The organism is Gorillibacterium timonense (assembly GCF_001457415.1).
GTDB classification, from domain to species: domain Bacteria; phylum Bacillota; class Bacilli; order Paenibacillales; family NBRC-103111; genus Gorillibacterium; species Gorillibacterium timonense.
In genome coordinates this window covers 431,292-453,713 of the sequence record NZ_LN881724.1, presented here as the reverse complement: position 1 = coordinate 453,713, position 22,422 = coordinate 431,292, and the positions used below count along the sequence as shown (strand labels likewise).

The window sequence follows — 22,422 nt, the reverse complement described above, 5'->3', positions numbered from 1 at the left end:
ATCAGGCCCCCTTTTTCGAAAGAATGACGCCCTGCGTTGTTTTAATTTGATTGACTCCGTCTCCAACGGCTACAAACTCAGTTTGCAGATTTCTTCCCTGGATCACTTCGCTCATCCACTGCCGGAATGATTCCTCACCCAACTCCCATTTGTGGTCGTCATGACGGAATTGGGTCAGTTCGTAATAGCGGTTAAAATCGGCGTTTGGTGTCGTAATGATAAAGCTGTCGAAATCGACATGCGTGCAGATTTGATGAATCAGCTGCTCTGCCTCATCCTGGCTCATATGCTCAATGACTTCCGTCAAAATCACATCGACCTGCTCCCCGTTGTAGCTTTCCAGGAATCGATCGATCGAGTTGAAAGGGATGATGTTTTCAATCTCTTTGGCCTCTGCTTTATGCTTCACCTTCTCCAACAGTTCTTCCTGGATGTCCACTGCATAATAGCTGCCTTCGATTTTGGCAGCAAACGGGATCGCATAAAAACCTTCTCCACAACCCACATCCAGGATCGGCTTGTCAAAGGCGAGCACTCCGCCGATATAAGATCGTCGTTGGAACGCTGTACCGCCATAAGCTAATTGAATGTCATACCGATCTGTTTTCTCCAGCTCCGCTTTGTACTTATGAAACCGATCTCTGGATGACAGGAAGTTGCGTGCAAACAGACTGCGAATATAGAAAGGCGCATCGATCACATTCAAGCTCTTGATGTATTTATCCAGAATGCTGTCCGAGATATCGATCATTTCGTTCCCGAACATGGAGAGAAACAGACACAAGACACATACCACATGCAGCAGTTGATACAGACTCTTCTTCGTCGTAACGGTTAACGAATAACTCTTATGGGCCTGATGGACGATTTCGAACGAGAACTCCTTCAGATGCTTCTCGAAGAACTCAACATACCGGACATGCTCAATATGAATCATGTTGATGAAGAAGGTATGCTCATAGCCCTCTGTATCCCGTTGGTCCTGCGATTTCAGTGGCGTGGTGAAGAATTCATTTATAGCATTCAGCGGAAATAAAGGTGTGTTATACCTCGATACATTCAAATACTCGAAAGATTCTTGCTCATTCTTCTTATACGAGATCTCGTTATCCGCATCTTTGAAATAGACATTATAGGTCTGCTCATCCGTGTACCAGCCGTAAGCCATGCCTCTGCGAATCGAACGAAGCATCATGCCGGAGCTTGGGTTCTTCTTGATCAGAAACGAAAACTGCGGATGGGTGGATCTTACTTGTACAATCGCCATTTCGAACTTCTCCTTACCTGCATATTGGGAGTCCTGTGTAGCTGTGCATTCAGCGTCGGTTTCTTAATCCGATCTTAGCTCATTCTGCCGATTGCGAACATGGCGAAAGTATTACGAGGCCGGAAATCGTATCCATTATGACAATTATATTCCCGCCGATCCTACCCTCCGTAGTGCTCGTTTAGCTTTTGCGGTACGGGCTATTTTTCTTTTTTCATGATAGCCTACAGCTCATCACAAATATCACCCAATATCTTACTTTACTATCGGTTGCTGCTGCATATGGAATTGACATATAAACAAGGGAAACACATATCAAATTACGCCATTATTCTACATTATTCGCCATATTATAACAGGGATTTTGTCATTTTGTGTTGATTAATAAGATATATTGGTATATATTGTAGAAAGTCTTACATACAAACTTATCCAGAATGGAGAGATGATTGATGTCTGCACAGCCTTACAGCGTTACGATTAATTCTACTGACAAGGTGATTATCTCTTACGCATCCGGCTTTATTAAGATGGAAGATGCCAAAGAAATCATCAGCCAGTTCAAAGCAGCAATCCAGAAGGTAAACACGAAGGAATACGCTCTTATTGTTGACGGCAAGGATGCCAAGACGGTTTCGACCGATGTGGTTCCCCTGATGCAAGAAGTACTGGAGCTTTACGCTGGCACGCCTTTTAAAGCCAAATACATGATTGAACTGAACGCCGGTATTCAAGCCAATCAAGTGAAACGTGTTGGCGGAGAGAATGCGAATGAATTGGTTCCGATCGGATCTGTGGAAGAAGCCATTGCAAGCTTCAAGCAGCTGTAATCGTTTTGTCTTTGGGTATAAGCTGGCGTCGGTTTTAACTGGCGTCAGCTTTTTTATGTTTTCAAGATCGACTGAAAATAGGAAAACACACCCCCTGGATGATCATCGGAAGTTCCCCAAGACTCCAATGACCGATTCCAAGGGGTGCATGTCAACGCGATACTACTTCCTTCTTATAGAAGAGCTTTATCGAACTTATACAGGAACGTGGAGATGATGTAGCCCGCTCCCGCTGAACAGAATATAACCGTATCCCCCTCTTTGATTTTCCCGTCTGCTAAAGCGTGATAGAGCCCAAGAAGCGGGCTGGTATGACCGGTGTATCCATATTTATTTCCGACAAAGGTGTACAGCCGAGGATCATCCTCCAGCTCCAGGTTTTTCATGACTTCCCGAATGGCATGGATCGAGAACTGCGAGAAGATAAAATGATCGACCTGGTGTTGGGTGATCCCATTGCGTTTGGTCATTTCCCGAATGAGGATATTCCACTTCTCGGGAAGAAAATCGAAATCGACCGGTTCCCAGCCACCTTTTCGCTTCGGCAAAGGAATGGATTCATCATGAATGCGGGTCATCCCACTGTCAGGCATCGTCGTCATTCGGTAATAACTGGTATCGGCGAAATATTCCGAATCCAGTACGCCTACTGGGTTTTCCGACTCGACGAGCTCCAGGACAACGGCAGCGCTGGAATCGCCCCAGGCTCCATAATACAATTCGTCGTCCTTGTTGCTCCACGGCGAAATCAGAATGCTACTGACCAGAAGGGCGTAGCGGACTTTCTTATGGATCATATAGCGATAAATCTGGTCAATCGCCGTAATGACCCCAGTGCAGTTGGCATTGAAATCGTAAATGATATGCGCGTTATCGGTCCCGACCTCCCGGCTGATCAAAAGTGCGTTGGTCGGAATCAAATACTCCGGCGTGTCCGAGGCGAACACGACCATTTCTACTTGCGAGGGAGCTAATTTCGCGTGCTCCAAGGCCCTTTTGGCGGCAATGACTCCCATGGTAATGCCCGTTTCATCCGGATCGGCGTAATAACGCTCTTCTCTGCCTAGATGGGCATACAAGTTCTCCACATTCTTGCCAAGTTTCCGGAAATGCTCGAAAATCACTTCGTTGTCCAGCTTGTTCTTGGGATGATAAGTGCCAAGTCCCGAAATCCTTACACAAGGTTGCCGCATTCGTAAATTCCCTCCATGTCGTCATGTTGATGATCATCTCGAGCAAGCGAAATGATTAGTAAGCAGAGTAGCATGAAATTCATGGAAATTGTAGAGTAACAATTTGTAATTCTAGTAATGATTGCACTATATCTCTAAAAAGGCCCGAAACCGCATCATTCTCCCCCACTTTCAGTGGAACTCCCAAAGCAGGTTTATCATTTCCAGTCGTCCGCATCGGAAAAACAAAAAGATCGCACCGTCCGATTACCTCCGGAACGCACGATCTTTTTGCTAACGGGTGAACCTGCATGTTAAAAGCTATCCGCTTCAGCTGATCAATGTGATGCTGCTCTTCGGCCGTTCAAATCTCGAATTCCCGCATCGTCGCGGTGACTTTTTCAACCCTATCGTCTATCGCTGCTCCCTTATCTTTTGGAAGCCGCATTTCGCTCACGATTTTTCCATCTCGCATAAACAGAATGCGCTCCGTCCGAGCCGCCACCTTAGCATCGTGAGTGACTAGCAGAACCGCTGTGCCCTCCGCGTTAATGTCGGCCAGCAAGTCCATCATCTCCAATGCGGATTTCGAGTTAAGCGCTCCTGTCGGCTCGTCTCCAAAAATGATTTTCGGATTGCTCATGAGTGCCCGACATAATCCCACTCGCTGAAGCTGTCCTCCCGAAACCTGAGTTACATCGCGCTTTTCCAGCCCCTCAATGCCGGTCCTCTTCATGAGCATTCTTGCTTGCTCCGTGATCTTCTGCACATGATTTCGATTGTCACGCATCGACGGAAGAATGATGTTATCAAGGATATTCAAATGCTTCAGCAAAGTAGGCTGCTGAAAGATAAATCCCATTTTCGTTCTGCGCATATCGGAAAGTTCATTTTCCTTGAGCGTTGATAGGTCTTTCCCCTCAAATAGAACCCTTCCACTGTCAACGCCATCCATTCCACTCAATGCAAACATCAGTGTGGATTTTCCGGAGCCCGAAGGCCCCATGATCGCAACGAACTCTCCTTCGCCAAGCTGAACGGATACTCCATCGAGAACATTGACCTTCTCACTGCCGCTCCCGAAGGACTTCATAATCTTTTCACCGATCACGATCTTCTCCATAGGTTTCTACTCCTTTATATGTTCGGCGATTCTCGTTCGACTCACACTTGCGGTGCCGATTCTAGTGGCGATTAGGACGGTCCCGATCATCAACAGCGGATAAAGCCCATACGCCGTGAGAGGATGAATGGCAAATGTAAACGACGCAGCACCAAACGAGGAGATCACCGCGCCTGCAAGCCTTTCTCCGAGCGTGTTTGCCAGAAGCGTGCCGAGCAGAATGCCGACAAGTAGAACGAATACGGACCGTGAAGCGTATTGCGTCCGGATATCCGAGCTATTAAAACCAAGTGCTTTCATGATGGCAATGGAAGGACGGTTCTTGGCGACCAGCATGTTCATAAACAACAGCGTGATCAACGCCATGACAAGCAGCGCAGCCGCAATGGCGACATAGGAAGCCTTCCCAACGGAGTCGATGGTTGAGCCGAATGTCTGAGTCTTGTACTCTTCAATACTTGAGACCTTCGCAAACTCATAGGTTTTCGCATAGTCCGAAACCTTGCTGCTCACAAGAGAGAGGTCCGAAAGCTCAGCGTAGACAACACTCCACATCGGGTCAGTCGAATGATCGGTAAACGCAGCCTTTGCCGTTTTGCCGCCGTTGGTGATGTCGGAGTAAACTCCGCATATCGTGAGCGTTCTTTCCTTGCCTGGGGTCACCAGGGTAAGGGTGTCTCCCACCTTCTTATCAAACTCCTGAGCGTTCATCACCGAAAGTGCGATTTCATGATCCGCAACAGGCGCTCTCCCATCAGAATAGGCCACGGGGAATACCGAATGATCGCCAAGCTCGATTCTGATGCGTTCCTCCGAGCCGTCCGCCTTCTTAACTTGAAAGGGTTTCGTCGTAAGCACGGTAGATCGGGCTACGGAGCGATCTTTCTCCAGCGCCGTTGCTATAGCCGCCGCCTTGTCCGGAATGTGGTCCGTCTGTTGAATGTCGAAGCGGATATCGCTTTTTCCTATTCCCATGTAGGTGACGAATCCTTTTGAGGAAATCGTGTTGTAGAGGTTATGCGGAACAAGCATGATGAACGTTGAGAGGACAAGCACCACGAGCAGGGTCCCGTAAAGTCTCTTTCTTGCAAGAACCTCTTTGATGCCGAGAAAAACATTCGTACTTACCCATCGGTTTCGGCTCAGGCAAATCGGCTTGGCTCCTGCCGCTTTATCCTGCGAGGTGCCAAAACGGATGGCTCCCGCTGCGGAAATCTTCCGAAAATGTCTCAGCACTCGACGCACATAAGCCATCATCGCAAGAAAAACAAGCAGGACACCGATGATTCCGAATAGCAAGGCAAACGAAGAATTTTCGCTTTCCCCCATCGACAGCCGAATATTTTCGAGAAGCATCCCTTTGAAGACAAACGAGAGGGCAAATCCAACGATACTGCCTGCACCCGCAATCACCGCGTATTTGGCAAGATACCGTGCTTTGATGTCGGATATCCGCAGCCCAATTGCTTTCATAACGCCGATCTCCCGGTAGTCGTCCTCGATTTTGGCAAGAAGCGTAAAGCGTACGCACAGAAATGCGATGGCGACAACAAGCACGCTAACAAGAAGGATCACCGCAATCATAAGTCCATCGGAAAGGGCGTTAAGCATTCGGAAGAGGGGATAGGTGACGGTCGGTCCACCCGCTTCAAGTCCTGCAGCGGTGTATGCGGTTTGAAAGTCGCCAAGCTTGGACAAGTCCTTTAAACGGAATTCGATCAGATATTCTATGCTCCCGAACTCCTTAACCTCCGCGTAGTCATGCTCGCTCATGAGAAACCTTTTGGACGAGGCGAGTAACGAATTCATCTGTGAATCGCGGAGGAATCCCGCAACATGAAATTCTTTTCCGGCGATCACGGCCTTGTCTCCGACCTTTACCAGTCCCTCTTTCCTGTAGCCGATTGGAACATAAAGCTCTCCGTCTTTTGCCGAAATAACCTGGCCGTTAAGATCAAGAAGAAAGTCAAATCGCTGGCTCTGCGTGCTCAACCCGTTGTCCTGAACATTGTCCGCAAACGACTTTCCGTTGATGACAATCTGCGAGCCGTCCATGTTTAGAAAGGAAAGGCTCTGATAATCTTCAACATTGCTCTGCTGCTCAGCAAATGCCTCAAGTCTCTCCGTATCGAGGACTCCTGAATGCATCTGCATAAAATGCGGGGTTTTCGCCTTCGTCATCAACGTATCAATCGAACCCGATACATTCACGATAAGCACGGCCGCTAGTGAAACAAGCATCGCAGCAGCAGCGACAAATAGCAGGGTAGTTAACGTTACTGCCTTGCTCTTCCAAATGTCATTGCGGATGATTCGATAAAACATGCACGCTCCCCCTGTTTTCAAGCTGATCGACCGATTTTAAACCTGGCTGTCTCCTTCTCCGCTGCCAAACATCTGCATCATCTCCATAAGACTTCCGTTTTCGACCCCGAGCAGCCTTTCGATGTTGAAGGCGAACGCCTGCAAGCGTGAAAGGCGTCCTTCGTCCGTCATGTCAACCATGTCCTGATCAAATATCGTATTTAAATAGATCACAACCATTTCCATGCACTCAAACGGAAACGGAGTATGGAACAAGCCCTGCTCAATCCCCTCTCGAATGAGGTCTGCCAATATCGGGGGAACACCGCCAATGATGACCTTTTGAATCTTCTGGTGCATGAGCGCATTTTGCGGCTTGTGAATGTGCTCCATGATTTCGTGGGAGCTATTGCCGCTTATGTTCAAAGCCATGACCACGCGCATGATGCGCTCGTATACGGATATGCTCTTGTCTGCGGCGGCTTCCTGCGCTGCTCCTATAAGAAGGACGTTATATCGCTCAATCAGCGCGTCCATGATATCTTCCTTCGACTTGAAGTGATAATACAAGGTTCCCCGCGCAATCCCGACCTTTTCGAGAATATCGTTTGTGCTTGTACCGTCAAAGCCCTTCTGACCGAAAAGCTGGTCTGCTGCATCCAGGATCTCGTTTCGACGCTCCTCCGCTTCTTTTACGATTCTCATGAATGGTGCATCTCCTTGTTATAGACCGACTGCCTGTCGGTAAAATCTTAGCATACGGCTTCCTTGTTAGCAAGGGAACAGGTTCCTTTCGTTCCCCCTTCCTTTTCCACAAAGAAACCCCCAGACCTGAGTCTGAGGGAACGCCGTATCTTATTCGATGAACCTTGTTTTCAGATTTCACCTAAGTCATTCACTTACGAGCGCATATGCCGATATTTTCCGAATGCGATATGTGATCAGCATCGAGGTTAGGTAGGAAACGAGGATAAGAGCCACTCCAAACAAAGCAATCCAGGAAGTCGTGATGACGTAATTCGCCTTCATGATCCCCATCGTCCGCTGTGCGGCGGACATGATCGCGTTGGTTTGGGTAATTCCAACTGCGCTGCCGATCACTACCCCGATCAGGATTGGCGGCAAAAACCCAATCGAAAGCTGATTCATCAGTTGAAGGGTGGTAAACCCTATTGCTTTTTGGATACCCAGTTCACGTTTCTTCCGAATGACCGATGAATTGATCACAAAATACAGAACCAGAATCACAACAACGACGGTGATCACCATCATGGCTGTACCAAGCTTTGAGACAATGGATGTATACATGCCCAAGCCCTGCTCCAGCGTTTTATCCATATCAATGGCTGAGATAAGCGAATCCCCGTAGTCGCGCTCAAGCTTATTCACAAATTCATCCGCTTTGCTGCCCGAATTCAAATAGATTTGCAGGCTTTGCTGCTTAAAGGTCGGGTTGATCTGAAGCATACCATCCCGTCTGATTGAGACATTCATTCCGCCCATATTCGAGCCTTGTGACAACCCGGTGATACGGTACTCCGCCTGTTTCCCTCCCAAGCTTATCGTCACACGGTCTCCAATCGTTTTGTCCACTTGATCTGCGAGCACACCGGCAAGAACAACCTCATTGCTATGAAGCGGATATCTGCCTTTGTAGACCGTATTCGTTTCTTTGGTAGAAAAGTCGTCCATAACATATGCCGTAACATCCTTGTTCTCCATTTTGAGCGAAGCTTGATCAACAAACTGGACTTTTCTGACCTCACTTCTGTTTTTCAAGCTTTCGATAAGCTCGGTATGATCCGCTTCCGGATTCAAAATCGCAATCGCATTTGAAAGCTCAACTCCGGGAGTCTCCGCGAACGCCTTGGTATCGACCGTCGTATTGTAAAACATCACAAAGCCAAAGGTACTGGCGAACGAAACGGCGGCAAGGATAACCCCGATCATGAGGGTTTGCTTCCTGTTTTGCAGCATGGATTTCAACCCAAGAACGACTGGCAAGCGCCCTCTGGCTCTGTGCAGCGGCATATGATTTTTTCTGAAGCTATGGGTTACGATTCCACCTCTTAAGGCGACAATGGGGTTCAGCTTGCGAAGCTGCCCTGAAGTAAGGAAGGAAACGAGGATCACCACAGCCAGCAGAGCGCACAAAACGATACTACTGACCCTCCCATCAAAACCTTGCACCCACTTCAATCCCGATTGATGGGCAAATACATTCGATAACAGGGGCGTTGTGAGATAGGATAACGATATCCCTACCAGACTGCCGACAAAAGCAATGAGCGAATACTGCAAGACAATCGATCCTATAATTTGTCTGCTGGTATAGCCGATCGCCTTTAAAGACCCAATCTTGATCATGTCTTCTTCGATGCTATTCCCAATTCGGAATCGGACAACGATCAGGCACACGATTGCGATAATCGCGGCAAAAGCCATCGTCATGACCGAAACCATACTGGACATAAGAACACGGGACATTTTCACCAATTCAAAATCCATGCTGAACAAAGTGCTGGAATCATTCCCTAGAGTAGAAGCTGTGCTAACGTCGTTAGGAATGAATTCCCTTATCCCTGCTTCCACTTCATTATTCACCTTGTCGAGATCAGCAAAGAGAAGGGTTGCACGATAAGAGTCACCCAGCTGCTGCCCCAAATTTTCATAGGTTTCATGTGGCAGATAGACTCCTAAGCTCCCAGTATCCAGAGAACTGAAAAAGGTGTCTTCCGTAAACCCTTTTATCGTAAAGGAGAAGGTTTTATCTTTAACGGTCAGTTCAAATTTGTCATTCAGCTTATACCCGCCGTCAATATTCATTACATACGGCAAATAGATCGACATGGAATCAGGCGGCAAGTGCTCCCCGACAAACTTCCATTTTGATAACTCTCGTTGTTTATCCGCATCATTAATGAGTAAGCTGACTTCACGTATATCCCCGTTATAGGACATGGAGACCGGTACCCATAGCGCCTCTTCCTTTTGCACGTTCAAAACATTCTTATTCGTTCTGACGTATTGATCTACCTCTTCGCTATATAAGGCATTTGGGATGATATAGTAGACATCTGACGCGTGGAGCTCCTTGGTGCTTTTCTCAAAAAAGCTTCCGAAGTTTGAAAATACCAGCGATCCCGCATTTAGCAGCAACGCAGCAATGAGGAACATCATGAACAGAGAAACCGTGTGTCCTTTCGTTTTTCGTAAATTGGCAAAGCTGAGCATAGCTAATTTCCGCACCGTTACCACCCCATTTCCATGAGGAACGCCTGCAGCTTGCCGTGCCGTTCCCGGTCGCCGCTTACGTATGGGCCTAACTCACAAACCCCGCGAATGGCACCGTCCCGCATATACAAAATCCGATTACCTCTTCTGGCCGACTTCAAATCATGGGTGACCATGATGATGCTTTGGCCCTTGTTGTTAAGCTCGGTCAGGACATCAAGGACCGCTCTCCCCGCCGCGGAGTTAAGGGCGCCTGTGGGCTCATCAGCAAATACAACCTTCGGTTGGTTGATTAAGGCACGCACGATCGCAGCGCGCTGCGCTTCCCCACCGGACAGCTGGGTAGGGAATTTTGACCAGATGGCTTCCGTTAATCCAACCTGCGTAAGCAGCTCTTTTGCTCTTGCTGCGATCGCTTTACGGTCCTTGCTGACGAGGAGTCCTGCGGCAAGAATGTTGTCCAGGATGCTCATATTATCGAGCAGAAACATCTGCTGAAACACAAATCCGCAATTCAATCGACGAAAAACCGCCAGCTTATCATTGGACAGCTTTGCGATTTCCTGATCGAAAAAGGTAATGGAGCCCAGAGTTGGTTTATCCATACCGGACAAGGCATACAAGAGAGTGGATTTTCCCGCACCGGATGAACCCATAATAATCGTGAAGTCGCCATCTACAATTTCCATATCGAGATTTTTGAGAACATGCTGCTGCATGCCTCCGCTCGAGAACGATTTGCTCAGTTTGTTGGTTTTGATCATGACTTGGCTCATTCCTCGGCCCCCTAATCAAAAATAAGACTGTTCAACCTTTCTGCACGTGACGAGGAAAGGTTCTGACAGTCTTATCGTACCTTATCAATTCTTAACGAGTCCTTAATCGGTTCTTAGCCAATTCTAAAATCTTTCACGCGAGGAGTAATCGGACGGTCACCATAAAGCCTCCCTCTACGTTTCTGCAGTCCATCTCTCCAGACATTTGGCTCATCAGGTAATGGGATATGTACAAGCCGAGCCCAGTTCCACTTTTGCCTGTTGAATTTTTGGCGCGATAGAATTTATTAAATAGAAGGGGAAGTTCATCCGGGGAGACACCTTGTCCAGCGTCCTTGAACCCCATCTCCAAATATTGTCCTTTGATGCTTGCGGATACAACGATGGGGGTACCTGCATATTTGTAGGAATTGCTGATCACATTGTCAACGACCTGCAGAAATCTCAACCGGTCTACCCGTATGATGCATTCTGGAATAGAGGGTATCGTAGCTTTATTAAGATAATCAACTTGTTTAATAACATCCCCCACTACGGCGCTCGACTCCTCCGTTACCGCAACGGTTAGCTGCTGCAGCTCCTCCAATGTGGCGTTAAACAGATTGGTGATGAGGGTGTTGATCTGATCCGCTTTGGAATTGATCACGTCCAGTTGGTTTCGGTCTTCCTCATCCCGAGCATTCATCATCATTACCTCAGAGACGGCTTTGATGGAGGCGATTGGTGTTTTTATGTCATGGCTAAGCGATGCGACCAGCTCCTTCTTGCTTTGATTGGCCATTCTCTCGCTCTCACGCGCTTTCGCAAGCTCCTCTCTCATGATGTCAAAGCTTTCCGCGAAAGCGCCAAATCCATTGCCTTTTTCCATTTCGAGCGGCATGTCCAGCTTGCCCTCTGCCACATGGCGGGCGAAGGCTTGCAGCTTACGAAAGGGACGAAAAATAGACCGGTCGATGTATTCGGCATAAATCAGACAAAACAGAGTGATAAAAACGAGACTAACGCCTAATAGAAGGAGGAGGTCATCCCGGTATTGTCCCCAGATCTCACGGGTATGATTGTACAGAATCAATTTCCCCAGAACCGTTCCTTCTTGCGTGATATCGACAATCGTATCCCGGTTCCGGATAGCCTCGTCCACGGTCTCATTTAATCCACTCCTTGTTGCTCCAAGGAAATCGCCACGGTTATCCAATACCGCATAATCCAATCCGTACTGCCGGCCAGGCCATTCAACCGAATCAAAACGACCCCACTGCTCGACAAGCGACTGGGTAATATCATTCACAGCAACCAGATCGATTCCTTCTTCATCCGAGCCGCGAAACGCAAAAAGAATAACACCAATCCCCATGATAAGAATGGCTACCGCCCAGATCGATCCTTTCCTGATTCTCATCTGCCACCTCTAGTCGGCTTCGAATACATAGCCGGTTCCCCAAATGGTCTTGATGTAACGCGGTTCATTGGGATTTCCTTCAATTTTTTCACGCAGCTTGCGGATGTGGACATTCAAGGTTCCATCCGTCGTAATGGCATCCTTCCAAACGTTAGCGAACAATTCCTCTTTGGATAGAGGGCGATTTTTGTTTTGGATCAAATAGACAAGCAGCTTATATTCCATCGCCTTCAGCTTAATTTCGGTGCCATCGTTCATCAATTTTTCGGTGATCCGATCCAGTTTAAAGCTTCCAAAATGCAAGGCATCCTCGTCGCCCTTATACCTTTTTAATACCGCTTTTACTTTAGCCAAAAGAATGCTGAGTGCGTACGGCTTTTGGATATAGTCATCCCCACCGATATTGAGTGCGAGCAGCACATCATCGTCGCTGGTCCGCGCGCTTATAAACAAAATGGGGATGTTGGTCGTCCTTCTCAGCTCTTTGCATATTTCAAATCCAGACGACTGCTGCCCCAAGTTGATATCAAGCAGAATCAAATCGGTTTTGTTGTGCGCAAGAAAGTCAAAGCAAGCCTGTTCATCGGCAGCCCAGAAGGTTTTTAGTCCAAACATAGTAAAATATTTGCAGGTGCTTTGGGATAACGCTTCTTCATCATCCACGAGTAAGCAGTCATAATGGGCCATCACTTTTCCTCCACAACGAAACATCCCTATTTGAAACCTATCTATATAGCCTGAACCTAATAATGTTACTCATGAGGTAAGGTCGTACCTGCAGGAGATTTGGAGCTCCGGCCGCTTGTTGTTTTCGGATTCCTTAAATGAATCTATCGCGGATGAAATCCGAAAACAAAGGCGAACGCTAGCGCTCCTCCACTTCCAAATTCCCTCCGGTACTTCCCCCTTGTGTTCCTTTCTTTTGCTCAGCTAACATTGACCCCGTTCGTTCCATCAAAAACTAGATTCCGGCTAAACGGGATGGCAACCCGTCAGCACCTGACATACTTGCGTTTGAAGCCAAGCTGTCCTCTATCCATTGCCTTCTGGATCGTTTCGGAGGCAATCAGGAGCTTGGTCTTGGACTTGCCCGGATTGACTTCAACCGGCCCTACCGCCTTAGCGGTCTCAGTCGCTTGATCATGCAGCGGCACATAGGACACGGCGACGGTGTATAGGAACTGATTCATCGCGTACTTGGTCCGTACGGGAGATTGATGGATCGTCTTTTTCACAAGCTCAAGCATACCGGCAAGTTTGGCTGCGGAAAATTCACCGTCCGGACGATTCCCCAAAAGCCAGCAGTAACAGCTCCAGCCCGCTGACATTCTCAGTTCTTCTCCGCTTGCAATCCATTTGTCGGCCACCACTTGGGCGATATCCGTTTCGGCCAGCGTTACGGCAACCACAAAGTCGGACAGCATGTAGAAGTATGCGGCATCGATCCAGCGCTCAAAATCCGCTTCCGTCATCGCCTTGGGGTCAGCAATCACACCGGCAAAGTACATGGCGTCGTAGTTCCCTGTAGCGTAAAGCTGCTCCGCCAAAGGTTGATTCCTTTTTATCTTCTTGGCGATGGGCTTCATGGCACCGGTTGCTACGCCAAAAAGCGGTTCGTGCGCGCCGTTGGATAGGTAGATTTTTTTCGTTCGCTCCTTGCCGAGCGCTTCAAGCTCCTGCATAACCTCTTCGAAGTTCATTCGGAAACACTTCCTTCTATTAAAGAATTATATCTGATTGCGCCAATTGGCAGCTAAGTCCTGACCCTGATGATCCTATTCCCAGTGTACTTCATCTAGGGTAAGGTAGCCAAGGAGTCCGCTTTCTACTCGGCGGCGGAGCCACGAAGTCCAATTGGAGTCCTACTAGATCGATCCGATTCCTCCATATTAACGCGAATAGACCCGAGGCATGGAGCCACGGGTCTCATTGTTCTTACAGGAACTATTCGTTGATGATCACGCTTTGGCTTTCGCCTTCCCAGTTCACGTTCGCCTTTAGCGATTCGCTGATGAAACGTACGGGCACTAGAGTGGTGCCTGCTTTGACCTCCGCTGCAACCGCCAGATTCACCTTTTTGCCATTGACATACGCGGTGGTCTTACCAATAACCAGCTTCACCGTGATTCCATCGCGAGATACCGTCACGGACTGATCGGCAGCGTTCCAGGTAACCTGAGCGTTCAACGCTTCCGCAATGACACGGAAAGGAACCAACGTGCTGCCGCCACGAACGTACGGAGCTACCTTGAAGGCGAGCTCATCGCCGTTGACGTATAGCTTGATGCCTTTTTTACCGAGCTTCTCATACAGCTTGCCGAGCTTCTTATAAGAATTGATGTTGGTAACGTTGACCTTGATCGCTTCTTTCTGGACATAGACCGCTTCCGTCACGCTGCCGAGCTTAGCCAGCAGATCCGCAGCTGCGGTCAACGCTTCGTCCTTGGCCACAATGGCTTCAAGCTTTGCCTTTTGTTCAGCAGTCAGCTTGTCTCCGTACTGGGACAACAAGATTTCCGCAATGACCGCACCCGCAGGCTTGTCCTTCACATTCTCAATGGCGTTCAAAAGGCCTTTGTAGCCTTGCGGCCCCTTGCCGTTTCCGTTGCTTTTGCCATTGCCATATGTCGTGTAGGTAACGGAGGTAACCGTACTCTCTTGATCATTCGGAAGCTTTACCTCCACCTTGCCGGGAGCCTGATTTTTCCCAGGAGCGGACGTCTCCTTCTTGCCTTTGGCGGGATCTTCCTGTTTCGCGTACACCGCACCAGCAGATCCGCTAAATGCGAGTAAAGCCGCCATGAGGGTCAAGATTTTCTTCTTAAGCATCAACTAATTCCTCCTAGGTGTAGAGTAGAAACTCTCACTAGTATCATTCGGCGGCCTCCTATGCTTTCGAGGGGGTATCTTACAATCTAGTTCTCCTAGACCATGAGGTCGACGAGCATGAAGCAGACCACAGACCTAGGCAGTGTGTTCCCTAGAATCATTTTCAGTTGTGTATAATAAACTGCGCTCCTGGGGGAGATTATGAGTTGCAAGATTAGAATGAATCCAGTATTATTACATAAAGCCGACTGGTTTAATCGGTTTTACGAACGAAATAGATGAATGCATGGGGGGAAACATGGAACATGGCAAAAAGAAATAGACAGCAAAGGAAAACGGTTCTGGTCATCTCTCTGTTCTTAGTTGCGTTACTCGCATTGGCAGGCTGCTCCACATCCAAACCGAACGCATCGGAAAGTCAAAGCCCGAATCAAAGCGAACCTGCCGGTACCGAAGCCGCATCCGCTGCGCCGGCAAAAGGCGGAACATTCACCTACGCTCGCGCCGCATCGGTTACCTCGTTTGATCTGCACAATCAGATTACGGCAAACAATGCTTTTGCCATCGATAAAGTGTTCGAACCGCTGGTGGCGTTCGACAGCGATGGGAAATTGGTCGACTGGCTCGCCAAATCGCACGAAATCAGCTCGGACGGATTGACATACACGTTCGTCCTCCGCGACGGCCTGAAGTTCTCCAATGGAACCGAAGTAACCGCCGGAGACGCCGTGTTCTCCCTGCAGCGCCATCTGGATGTAGGCGGCCCTCTGGCGATCTCGGCCAAGGTCGATTCGCTTACGGCTCAAGACAACAAGACGCTCGTCATTAAGCTGCAGACGCCCTATACGCCGTTTATCACTGAGCTCTCCAACTTCTCCAATGGGATCCTTCCGAAGGACTTCGGCGGCAAAACCGAAGAAGAATTCTTCAAAAACCCCATCGGGACCGGCCCTTTCGTCGTCAAGAATTGGGACCCGGCCGGTGACCTGACGTTCGCCAAAAACCCCAACTACTGGCAGGAAGGCAAGCCCTATCTCGACGAGTTGGTCTATAAGCTGGTTAACGACGATAGCCAAGCGATCAACCAGCTGAAGGCTGGTGAAGTCGATGCCATCGAGACGGTTGCTCTGCAAAATGCGAATGAGCTGAAGCAAGGATCGGATACGACCGTAGCGACGAACGGCAGTTGGGTAACAGAGCAACTGTTCTTCAATACGCTGGATGAGCACTTCTCTGACGTCCATGTTCGCCGCGCACTGGCCCTGGCACTTGACCGCGAAGGCTTGACCAATGCCGTGACCTTCGGCTTCGCCAAAGCCGCAACATCGCTGTTGCCCCCGGCGATTCCTTACAACGCCAACGACAAGGTGAAGGCTCTCACCTTCAACGTGGACGAAGCGAAGGCAGAGCTGGCTAAATCGAAATTCCCGACTGGCTTCTCGACTTCCCTGCTGATTGCTTCCGGCAACAGCTCGAGAGCGCAGGAAGCCCAGATCATCCAGGCAGCCGGGAAGTCGATCGGCATCGACATCAAGATTGAATCGGTTGAACTCGCCGCTTTCCGTGAACGGTTCTTTAAATACAACTTCTCCGCCATGATCAACAGCGGACAGGCCGATTCGCCGGAAGCCAACTCGATCCTTGCCTTCCAAACGGACCCGGATGGCTTCAGCAAATCGTATTGGACCCATTACACCAAAGACGAAGTAACCAAGCTTCTGCGTGAGGGTCAACAAACGCCTGATGGAGATCAGCGCGCCGAGATCTACACCAAGCTGCAGCAGATCCTGGCCGATGATGTTCCGTACATTCCGCTGTACTACCCGGAGATCCTGATCGGTGTTCGCTCGACTGTTCAAGGCCTCGTCGTCCTTCCCAACAACAGCGTGCGTTTCCAAGACGTTCAGTTGAAGGGTGAATGACCTTGACTCGGAATCCGTTTTTCAAAAACTTAGCTCGATCCACCGCGACGATCGCCTCGCCGCGCAGATGGCTGATGCGCGCCCTTCTTAGGGCCGCATCAGTTATTGTCTGCGTGGTGACGGCTGTCTTTTTTCTAATCCGGCTTGTGCCGGGAGACCCCGTGAAGATGATTCTCGGCGAGTATGCCACCGCTGAAGCGATTGAAAAGATGCAGCATAAGCTGGGCTTGGATCTATCTCCCTGGGAGCAGTTCCTCCGTTTTCTGCACAATCTGCTCGCGCATGGCGATACCGGTTCATCCATCGTGTACGAAACTTCCTCCCGACAGCTCATTTTCGACCGAATTCCGTTAACGCTGCTGCTTATTGCGATGGCTTGTCTCCTCTCCATCATCATTTCGCTGGTGTTGGCCATTCTTGCAGCGACGCATAAGAACGGATTTCTGGATCACATCATTCGCATCTTGCCTGCCGTGACGCTGGGCATGCCGGTCTTCTGGGTCGGGCTGCTTCTGATTCTGATCTTCAGCGTGAACCTTCATTGGTTCCCCGTTGGGGGAGTAGGCAAGGGCTTCGGTAAGACCTTGTATGACCTTACGCTGCCCGCGATCACCGTTGCCTTTTCGCAAATTCCATCGCTGGTTCGCTCACTTCGAGCCCAGATGCTGGAGGTGCTGGAATCGGATTTCGTCGTCACCCTGAAGGCGGCAGGCATTCCCAACCGGGTGATTCTGGTGAAGCATGTCCTGCGGAATTCCGCTCTTCCCGCTCTGATGCTTCTTGGCGTCAATATCGCCTACATGATGGGCGGAACCTTGGTCGTCGAGAAAGCCTTTGGACTGAGAGGCATCGGCAGCCTGCTGTTCCAATCGATCTCCAGCCGGGATTTCCCGGTCATTCAGGGCATCACCCTTTACTCGGCGCTCTTCGTCGTCATCATCGGGCTCTTGGTCGAGGTTGTCGCTGGGTATCTGGATCCCCGAACGAAAGGAGAATCCTGATGCGCCGTGCCCTAACAACCTTGCGTAATACCCCTTCCCTTCTGGCGGGCTGCATCATGCTCGTGATCCTGATCAGCATCGCTTTGCTAGCGCCGTTTATCAGCCCCCATTCACCAACGGATCCGAACATGGCCGCGATCTTGCGTCCGCCGTCTGCCGAGCACTGGCTCGGAACCGATCAACTGGGACGCGATCTGTTCACCCGGCTGATCTATGCGGCCCGGACCGATCTGAAGATCATGGTGCTGGCTGAGATCATTCCGTTCTGTATCGGTGTCCTTCTCGGCATGATCGCCGGCTACTACGGCAAATGGGTGAACACGTTAATCACGCTTCTAACCGACACGTTCATCGCCTTCCCTTTTTACTTGATCGTCATTGTCGTCGCATTCATAAGCGGCGCTGGCGAAAAGGGAATCTACATCACGTTTATGCTGGTCGGCTGGATCGTTTATGCGCGAGTCGTCAAAGGACTCAGTGCCTCCTATCGCAACCAGGAATGGGTCGCATCTGCGCAAACCCTGGGACTTCCAAATCGGACGATCCTCCTGCGCCATCTGCTGCCGAATGTACTGCCGCAGGCGATCATCGTGCTTATGACCGACATGGCGGTCCTGCTTGTGGCGATCGTCACGCTCGGCTATCTCGGCATCGGCATCGCGCCGCCAACCCCGGATTGGGGTACAATGATCTCTGAGGGGCAGCCGTTCCTTGCGACAAAATGGTGGCTATCGGCTATGCCGGGATTCGCGGTGGTCTACACCGGGATCGCCCTGTCCCTGGTCGGCGACGGATTAGCGGATCTATGGAGACGAAAATAATGGCTAACAAACCTTTACTTCATTTGGACAACGTCACTTTGGCGACACGCACCAACCCGTCGTTGGTAAGCGGAGTCAGCTTTCAAGTCGAAGCCGGAGAAAGCATCGGCCTCATTGGAGAATCCGGTTCCGGCAAATCGTTAACGCTGCGCTCCATCATCGGCTTGCTTCCATCCGGCATCGAACAAGCCGGCGGGAAGATCGAGTTGAATGGCCGCTGCGCCATGATTTTTCAAGACCCGATCCGAGCGCTTGACCCGCTCTATCCGGTCGTCAAACAGCTGGCGGAGGTCGTTCATTTCCGGCAGCAGGTGAGCCGCAAGGCTTCGCGCACCATCGCTTTGGAGCTGCTGGAGCTGCTCGGTCTTCCCGATTCCTTGAAGGGGAAGGATCGGTACCCCCACCAGCTCTCAGGCGGACAATGCCAGCGCATCGTCATTGCGATGGCTCTCGCCTGCAAGCCCGATCTTCTGCTCTGCGATGAACCGACGACCGCTCTGGACGTAACCGTTCAGCGGCAAATTCTCGATCTCATCATTCGGCTTCAGAAGGAGCTGGGGTATGCGACCGTGTTCGTGACGCACAACCTGGCTGTCGCCTCTTCCCTGTGTTCCCGGCTGTATGTCATGAAAGAGGGAAAGATTGTCGAGCACGGGGACACTTTACCGCTTCTGCAAAACCCGCAGCACTCCTATACGAGGATGCTGATCAACTCCGTGCTTCCTCTTCCGGAGCTGGAAAGGAGTGCCGAATCATGACAGCCGCTCTCAAGGTGGATAACCTTACGGTGCAATATGGTGGTTTCACTGCGCTCGATCAGATCAGCCTGGAGCTTGCGCCGAATACAACGCTTGGCCTCGTGGGAGAATCCGGGTCCGGTAAATCCACGCTGGCCCGCGTCATTATGGGGTTGATTACCCCCACCCAGGGGCAAATCCTGCTAGGGTCTCACGTGTTAGGCAAGCGTCGCACCAAGGAGCAGCGGAAGAGCATCCAGATGGTCGCTCAAAATCCGGACGCTTCCCTGAATCCCAAACATACCATTCAGCAAATCCTAACCGAAGCGCTGCTCTTCCATAAGGTCGTGGACCGATCGAAGGTGAAGGAAAGATGCAAGGAGCTTCTCGCACGTGTTCGGATTGACGAGACCGCCCTCGGCAAATACCCACATCAATTCTCCGGAGGGCAACGCCAGCGGATCGCAATCGCTCGAGCCATCAGCGTAGAACCCCATATCCTCATCGCAGACGAACCGACGAGCGCCCTCGACGTTTCGGTCCAGCTCAGCGTGATTGAGCTGCTAAACCAGCTCAAGTCCGAGCTTCAGCTTACGGTGCTGTTCATTTCCCATGATCTCGGTGTCATCAACGCGCTGAGCGATACGGTCGCCGTGATGAAAAAAGGCCAGCTTGTCGAAGTAAACGCGCGGGAACCCTTTTTCGCTCACCCGCAAACGTCCTATGGCTATGAACTCTTATCTGCGGTGCCCAAGATGCCGCCACTTCCAACACGATAGAAGGTGTATAGCGATGTCCCAATACAAACCCCTTACCACCCAAGAGTATGATACGCTTCACCAATCGCTGGCTCGACTCTTGTCTACCCGCACGGTGCCCGTCGTTATCCCCGGTGAGGCCATCCTCGGGATCGAAGCCATCGCGGCAGGGATTGCCGCTCCTGGCCGTACCATCCTGAATGTCGTCACAGGTCCATATGGAACGCTCTTCGGCAAGTGGCTGGCACGCGGAGGAGCGGTGGTTGTAGAAGTAGAATCCTCCTTCGACGATGTCATTACAGTCGAAGCGGTTGCCGAAGCGATTGAGAAAGTGAAGCCTAGCGCGCTTTCCTTTGTGCATGCGGAGTCCGTCACAGGCGGCACCAACCCCGCCCGTCGTATTCTGGAGTTGGCCCGAAAATCGAATCTCATCACGATCATCGATTCGGTCTCGGCCATCGGTGCCGAACCGGTGCTTATGGACGAGTGGGGAATCGACTTCGTCACCATTGGCGCGCAAAAGGGGTTAGCCGGTCCGAACGGCATCAGCGCTGTCGGGATTTCCGATCGCGGCTGGGACTTCCTCGAACAGAACCCCAACGCGCCGAGGAACTCGATTCTTTCCCTGTTGGACCTAAAGAGCCCGGAAGAGGGCTCGAATCCCCCGCGGATTCCGGCGAACATTCCCGCTCTCGAAGCGAGGGCTCTGCTTGAAGCCTTGGAGCAAATTGAGCAAGAGGGTTTGCCGAACGTTAACAAACGCCACAGTCTGGCATCGTCCGCAACGATTGCGGGATTGAAAGCGTTAGGGCTGGAACCATGGCAGAGCCACGAAGCCAGCTACTCGCCTCTGGTTACGACAGTTCGGCTTCCCGAAGACGGTCGCCTCCAGGTGGAGCGGCCGATCGGCAGTGTCGCTCCGGGGGACGGAGCGATGGAAGGAAAGCTGCTGCGCATCAATCACTTTGGCGCGAATGCCAAGCGAGGCAGTGTCGAGCAGGCCATCAAGACGCTTGCAGAGCTGCTCGGGCAAGAGCCGGCGCAGGCCCTTGCAGCCGTCGGGGAAGCATGGGGGCATGACCATGACCACTAATCATCCGAAAGACACAACGTATCGGTCTGTTTATCTGGCAGGCATCCAGGGAGAACGCTTCGATGTTCGGATCGCCGATGGGCGCTTTGTCTCCATCGAGAAGGCCTCCTCTCTGCCGGAACGCCCGGGTGAAGACTTATGGCTGAGTCCAGGCGCCATCGACCTTCATACGCACCTGGCCTGGACAGACTTCCATCACGATGACCAGTTAAAGCGGACCTCTGATGAAGTCGAAGCGATGCAGGTGCAGGCCTTCGAAGCGACTCTCCGCGCCGGAGTGACGAGCGCACGAGATGCCGGCGGCCTGCTGCCGAGTATTGCTCGACGCATCGGCGAGCAATACGGGCAGCCCTTGCGGATTTTTACGAGTGGAGAAGCGCTTGGAGGACAAGATGCAGCCAAGGGCCACGAGTATTTAATGAAGCGGGTTACGGACAACGTGAAGGACGGGGCAAGCTGGATCAAAATCTTCGCAACGGGGGGACTCGGTTCCCCGCCGGACAAAGTGCTGAACCCCTTGCTTTCGAAGGAGGAATTCCTCACCATCGTCCGAACCGCCCATGCTGAACATACGAAGGTGATGGTTCATGTGTGGGGCGGACAAGCGCTGGACTGGTCAATCGATGCTGGTGTCGATTCCATCGAGCACGGTATCTACATGACCGAGGAGCAAGCCGGCAGGCTCGCCCAAGCGGGGATATCCTATATCCCCACTGCTGCCATCTATCGCATTGCCGCAGACCCGACAGGCACGCTCGCACTGAAGCAGCCCTTCCTGGATCACGCCGCTCGGGCTGCTGAATCGCATCCGAAGGCCGTTCTCTATGCCCGAAGAGAAGGTGTGCGCATCGGCTTCGGAACCGATTTCGCCACCCCGGGGCTGAATGGGCGAAATTTCGAGGAGCTCTACACGCTCATCGACTTCGGACTAACACGTGAAGAAGCGTGGAGCTCAGCCACCGATACCGCTGCCGATATCCTCGGGCTCGGAGACAAGCTCGGACGGATCAGGGCTGGCTATACGGCCGATGCCATCCTCTTCAACGCTGATCCTTATCGGGCGAAGAATGCCGATGACCTGCACCAAAGCATCGTTTCGGTCATCACGGGTGACCTCTAAATCAGATAAGTATCGACGGGGATAGACGCAAAACGG

General features: G+C 50.8%; 19 protein-coding genes. 8 read left to right on the top strand and 11 right to left on the bottom strand.

Annotated features, from left to right (window positions below; translation table 11 throughout):
• Position 1 precedes the first annotated feature (1 nt).
• Positions 2–1,267, bottom strand: coding sequence for a class I SAM-dependent methyltransferase (locus BN2684_RS14745; RefSeq protein ID WP_058302932.1), 1,266 nt, complete (start codon positions 1,265–1,267; stop codon positions 2–4).
• A gap of 452 nt (positions 1,268–1,719) precedes the next feature.
• Between BN2684_RS14745 and BN2684_RS14740 the strand changes: the two genes are divergently transcribed.
• Complete coding sequence (locus BN2684_RS14740; protein WP_058302931.1) at positions 1,720–2,097, top strand: hypothetical protein; 378 nt, start codon at positions 1,720–1,722, stop codon at positions 2,095–2,097.
• Positions 2,098–2,270: 173 nt separating this feature from the next.
• On the opposite strand, the gene BN2684_RS14735 is transcribed toward BN2684_RS14740, so the two are convergent.
• The 10 genes from BN2684_RS14735 to BN2684_RS14690 all read right to left on the bottom strand — a co-directional run bounded on the left by BN2684_RS14735 (position 2,271) and on the right by BN2684_RS14690 (position 14,934).
• Positions 2,271–3,290 (bottom strand): ketoacyl-ACP synthase III, encoded by a 1,020-nt coding sequence (locus BN2684_RS14735; RefSeq protein WP_058302930.1) that lies wholly within the window; start codon positions 3,288–3,290, stop codon positions 2,271–2,273.
• Positions 3,291–3,633: 343 nt separating this feature from the next.
• On the bottom strand, positions 3,634–4,392 hold the full coding sequence (locus BN2684_RS14730) for an ABC transporter ATP-binding protein (protein ID WP_058302929.1): 759 nt from the start codon (positions 4,390–4,392) through the stop codon (positions 3,634–3,636).
• A 6-nt stretch (positions 4,393–4,398) separates the two neighbouring features.
• Positions 4,399–6,717 (bottom strand): ABC transporter permease, encoded by a 2,319-nt coding sequence (locus tag BN2684_RS14725; protein ID WP_058302928.1) that lies wholly within the window; start codon positions 6,715–6,717, stop codon positions 4,399–4,401.
• Between the two features lie 36 nt (positions 6,718–6,753).
• The gene (locus BN2684_RS14720; RefSeq protein ID WP_058302927.1) at positions 6,754–7,401 is read right to left on the bottom strand and encodes a TetR/AcrR family transcriptional regulator; all 648 of its coding nucleotides are present in this window, start codon (positions 7,399–7,401) and stop codon (positions 6,754–6,756) included.
• Between the two features lie 186 nt (positions 7,402–7,587).
• Positions 7,588–9,945 (bottom strand): ABC transporter permease, encoded by a 2,358-nt coding sequence (locus BN2684_RS14715; RefSeq protein ID WP_148449985.1) that lies wholly within the window; start codon positions 9,943–9,945, stop codon positions 7,588–7,590.
• Positions 9,946–9,947: 2 nt separating this feature from the next.
• A complete protein-coding gene (locus BN2684_RS14710) occupies positions 9,948–10,706 on the bottom strand; it encodes an ABC transporter ATP-binding protein (RefSeq protein WP_058302925.1) in 759 nt (252 codons plus the stop codon).
• 133 nt (positions 10,707–10,839) lie between these two features.
• Entirely contained in the window at positions 10,840–12,105 is a 1,266-nt protein-coding gene (locus tag BN2684_RS14705) for a HAMP domain-containing sensor histidine kinase (RefSeq protein ID WP_058302924.1), read from the bottom strand.
• Positions 12,106–12,114: 9 nt separating this feature from the next.
• Positions 12,115–12,792: a response regulator transcription factor gene (locus BN2684_RS14700; RefSeq protein WP_058302923.1), complete on the bottom strand. Its 678-nt coding sequence runs from the start codon at positions 12,790–12,792 to the stop codon at positions 12,115–12,117.
• A gap of 305 nt (positions 12,793–13,097) precedes the next feature.
• A complete protein-coding gene (locus tag BN2684_RS14695; RefSeq protein ID WP_058302922.1) occupies positions 13,098–13,805 on the bottom strand; it encodes a DNA alkylation repair protein in 708 nt (235 codons plus the stop codon).
• Between the two features lie 244 nt (positions 13,806–14,049).
• Positions 14,050–14,934: a copper amine oxidase N-terminal domain-containing protein gene (locus BN2684_RS14690; protein WP_058302921.1), complete on the bottom strand. Its 885-nt coding sequence runs from the start codon at positions 14,932–14,934 to the stop codon at positions 14,050–14,052.
• A gap of 305 nt (positions 14,935–15,239) precedes the next feature.
• Between BN2684_RS14690 and BN2684_RS14685 the strand changes: the two genes are divergently transcribed.
• The 7 genes from BN2684_RS14685 to BN2684_RS14655 are packed head-to-tail and all read left to right on the top strand — an operon-like array spanning position 15,240 to position 22,386.
• Complete coding sequence (locus BN2684_RS14685) at positions 15,240–16,856, top strand: ABC transporter substrate-binding protein (RefSeq protein ID WP_058302920.1); 1,617 nt, start codon at positions 15,240–15,242, stop codon at positions 16,854–16,856.
• A gap of 2 nt (positions 16,857–16,858) precedes the next feature.
• Positions 16,859–17,857, top strand: a complete 999-nt coding sequence (locus tag BN2684_RS14680) for an ABC transporter permease (protein WP_234340246.1) — start codon at positions 16,859–16,861, stop codon at positions 17,855–17,857.
• Positions 17,857–18,678 (top strand): ABC transporter permease, encoded by an 822-nt coding sequence (locus BN2684_RS14675; RefSeq protein ID WP_108722222.1) that lies wholly within the window; start codon positions 17,857–17,859, stop codon positions 18,676–18,678. The genes BN2684_RS14680 and BN2684_RS14675 overlap by 1 nt, the downstream gene beginning before the upstream one ends.
• Positions 18,678–19,436: an ATP-binding cassette domain-containing protein gene (locus BN2684_RS14670; protein ID WP_058302918.1), complete on the top strand. Its 759-nt coding sequence runs from the start codon at positions 18,678–18,680 to the stop codon at positions 19,434–19,436. Before BN2684_RS14675 ends, BN2684_RS14670 begins: the two co-directional genes overlap by 1 nt.
• On the top strand, positions 19,433–20,194 hold the full coding sequence (locus tag BN2684_RS14665; protein WP_058302917.1) for an ABC transporter ATP-binding protein: 762 nt from the start codon (positions 19,433–19,435) through the stop codon (positions 20,192–20,194). The genes BN2684_RS14670 and BN2684_RS14665 overlap by 4 nt, the downstream gene beginning before the upstream one ends.
• Before the next feature lie 13 nt (positions 20,195–20,207).
• Positions 20,208–21,266 carry a pyridoxal-phosphate-dependent aminotransferase family protein gene (locus BN2684_RS14660; RefSeq protein ID WP_058302916.1) on the top strand — a complete coding sequence of 353 codons (1,059 nt, stop codon included), beginning with the start codon at positions 20,208–20,210 and terminating at the stop codon, positions 21,264–21,266.
• On the top strand, positions 21,256–22,386 hold the full coding sequence (locus tag BN2684_RS14655) for an amidohydrolase family protein (RefSeq protein ID WP_058304561.1): 1,131 nt from the start codon (positions 21,256–21,258) through the stop codon (positions 22,384–22,386). Before BN2684_RS14660 ends, BN2684_RS14655 begins: the two co-directional genes overlap by 11 nt.
• Positions 22,387–22,422: the final 36 nt, after the last annotated feature.

Excerpts from the sequence above, each read along its gene's own strand:
- BN2684_RS14745 (WP_058302932.1), bottom strand. The coding sequence starts at position 1,267 with ATGGCGATTGTACAAGTAAGATCCACCCATCCGCAGTTTTCGTTTCTG.
- BN2684_RS14740 (WP_058302931.1), top strand. The coding sequence starts at position 1,720 with ATGTCTGCACAGCCTTACAGCGTTACGATTAATTCTACTGACAAGGTG.
- BN2684_RS14735 (WP_058302930.1), bottom strand. The coding sequence starts at position 3,290 with ATGCGGCAACCTTGTGTAAGGATTTCGGGACTTGGCACTTATCATCCC.
- BN2684_RS14730 (WP_058302929.1), bottom strand. The coding sequence starts at position 4,392 with ATGGAGAAGATCGTGATCGGTGAAAAGATTATGAAGTCCTTCGGGAGC.
- BN2684_RS14725 (WP_058302928.1), bottom strand. The coding sequence starts at position 6,717 with ATGTTTTATCGAATCATCCGCAATGACATTTGGAAGAGCAAGGCAGTA.
- BN2684_RS14720 (WP_058302927.1), bottom strand. The coding sequence starts at position 7,401 with ATGAGAATCGTAAAAGAAGCGGAGGAGCGTCGAAACGAGATCCTGGAT.
- BN2684_RS14710 (WP_058302925.1), bottom strand. The coding sequence starts at position 10,706 with ATGAGCCAAGTCATGATCAAAACCAACAAACTGAGCAAATCGTTCTCG.
- BN2684_RS14705 (WP_058302924.1), bottom strand. The coding sequence starts at position 12,105 with ATGAGAATCAGGAAAGGATCGATCTGGGCGGTAGCCATTCTTATCATG.
- BN2684_RS14700 (WP_058302923.1), bottom strand. The coding sequence starts at position 12,792 with ATGGCCCATTATGACTGCTTACTCGTGGATGATGAAGAAGCGTTATCC.
- BN2684_RS14695 (WP_058302922.1), bottom strand. The coding sequence starts at position 13,805 with ATGAACTTCGAAGAGGTTATGCAGGAGCTTGAAGCGCTCGGCAAGGAG.
- BN2684_RS14690 (WP_058302921.1), bottom strand. The coding sequence starts at position 14,934 with ATGCTTAAGAAGAAAATCTTGACCCTCATGGCGGCTTTACTCGCATTT.
- BN2684_RS14685 (WP_058302920.1), top strand. The coding sequence starts at position 15,240 with ATGGCAAAAAGAAATAGACAGCAAAGGAAAACGGTTCTGGTCATCTCT.
- BN2684_RS14675 (WP_108722222.1), top strand. The coding sequence starts at position 17,857 with ATGCGCCGTGCCCTAACAACCTTGCGTAATACCCCTTCCCTTCTGGCG.
- BN2684_RS14670 (WP_058302918.1), top strand. The coding sequence starts at position 18,678 with ATGGCTAACAAACCTTTACTTCATTTGGACAACGTCACTTTGGCGACA.
- BN2684_RS14665 (WP_058302917.1), top strand. The coding sequence starts at position 19,433 with ATGACAGCCGCTCTCAAGGTGGATAACCTTACGGTGCAATATGGTGGT.
- BN2684_RS14660 (WP_058302916.1), top strand. The coding sequence starts at position 20,208 with ATGTCCCAATACAAACCCCTTACCACCCAAGAGTATGATACGCTTCAC.
- BN2684_RS14655 (WP_058304561.1), top strand. The coding sequence starts at position 21,256 with ATGACCACTAATCATCCGAAAGACACAACGTATCGGTCTGTTTATCTG.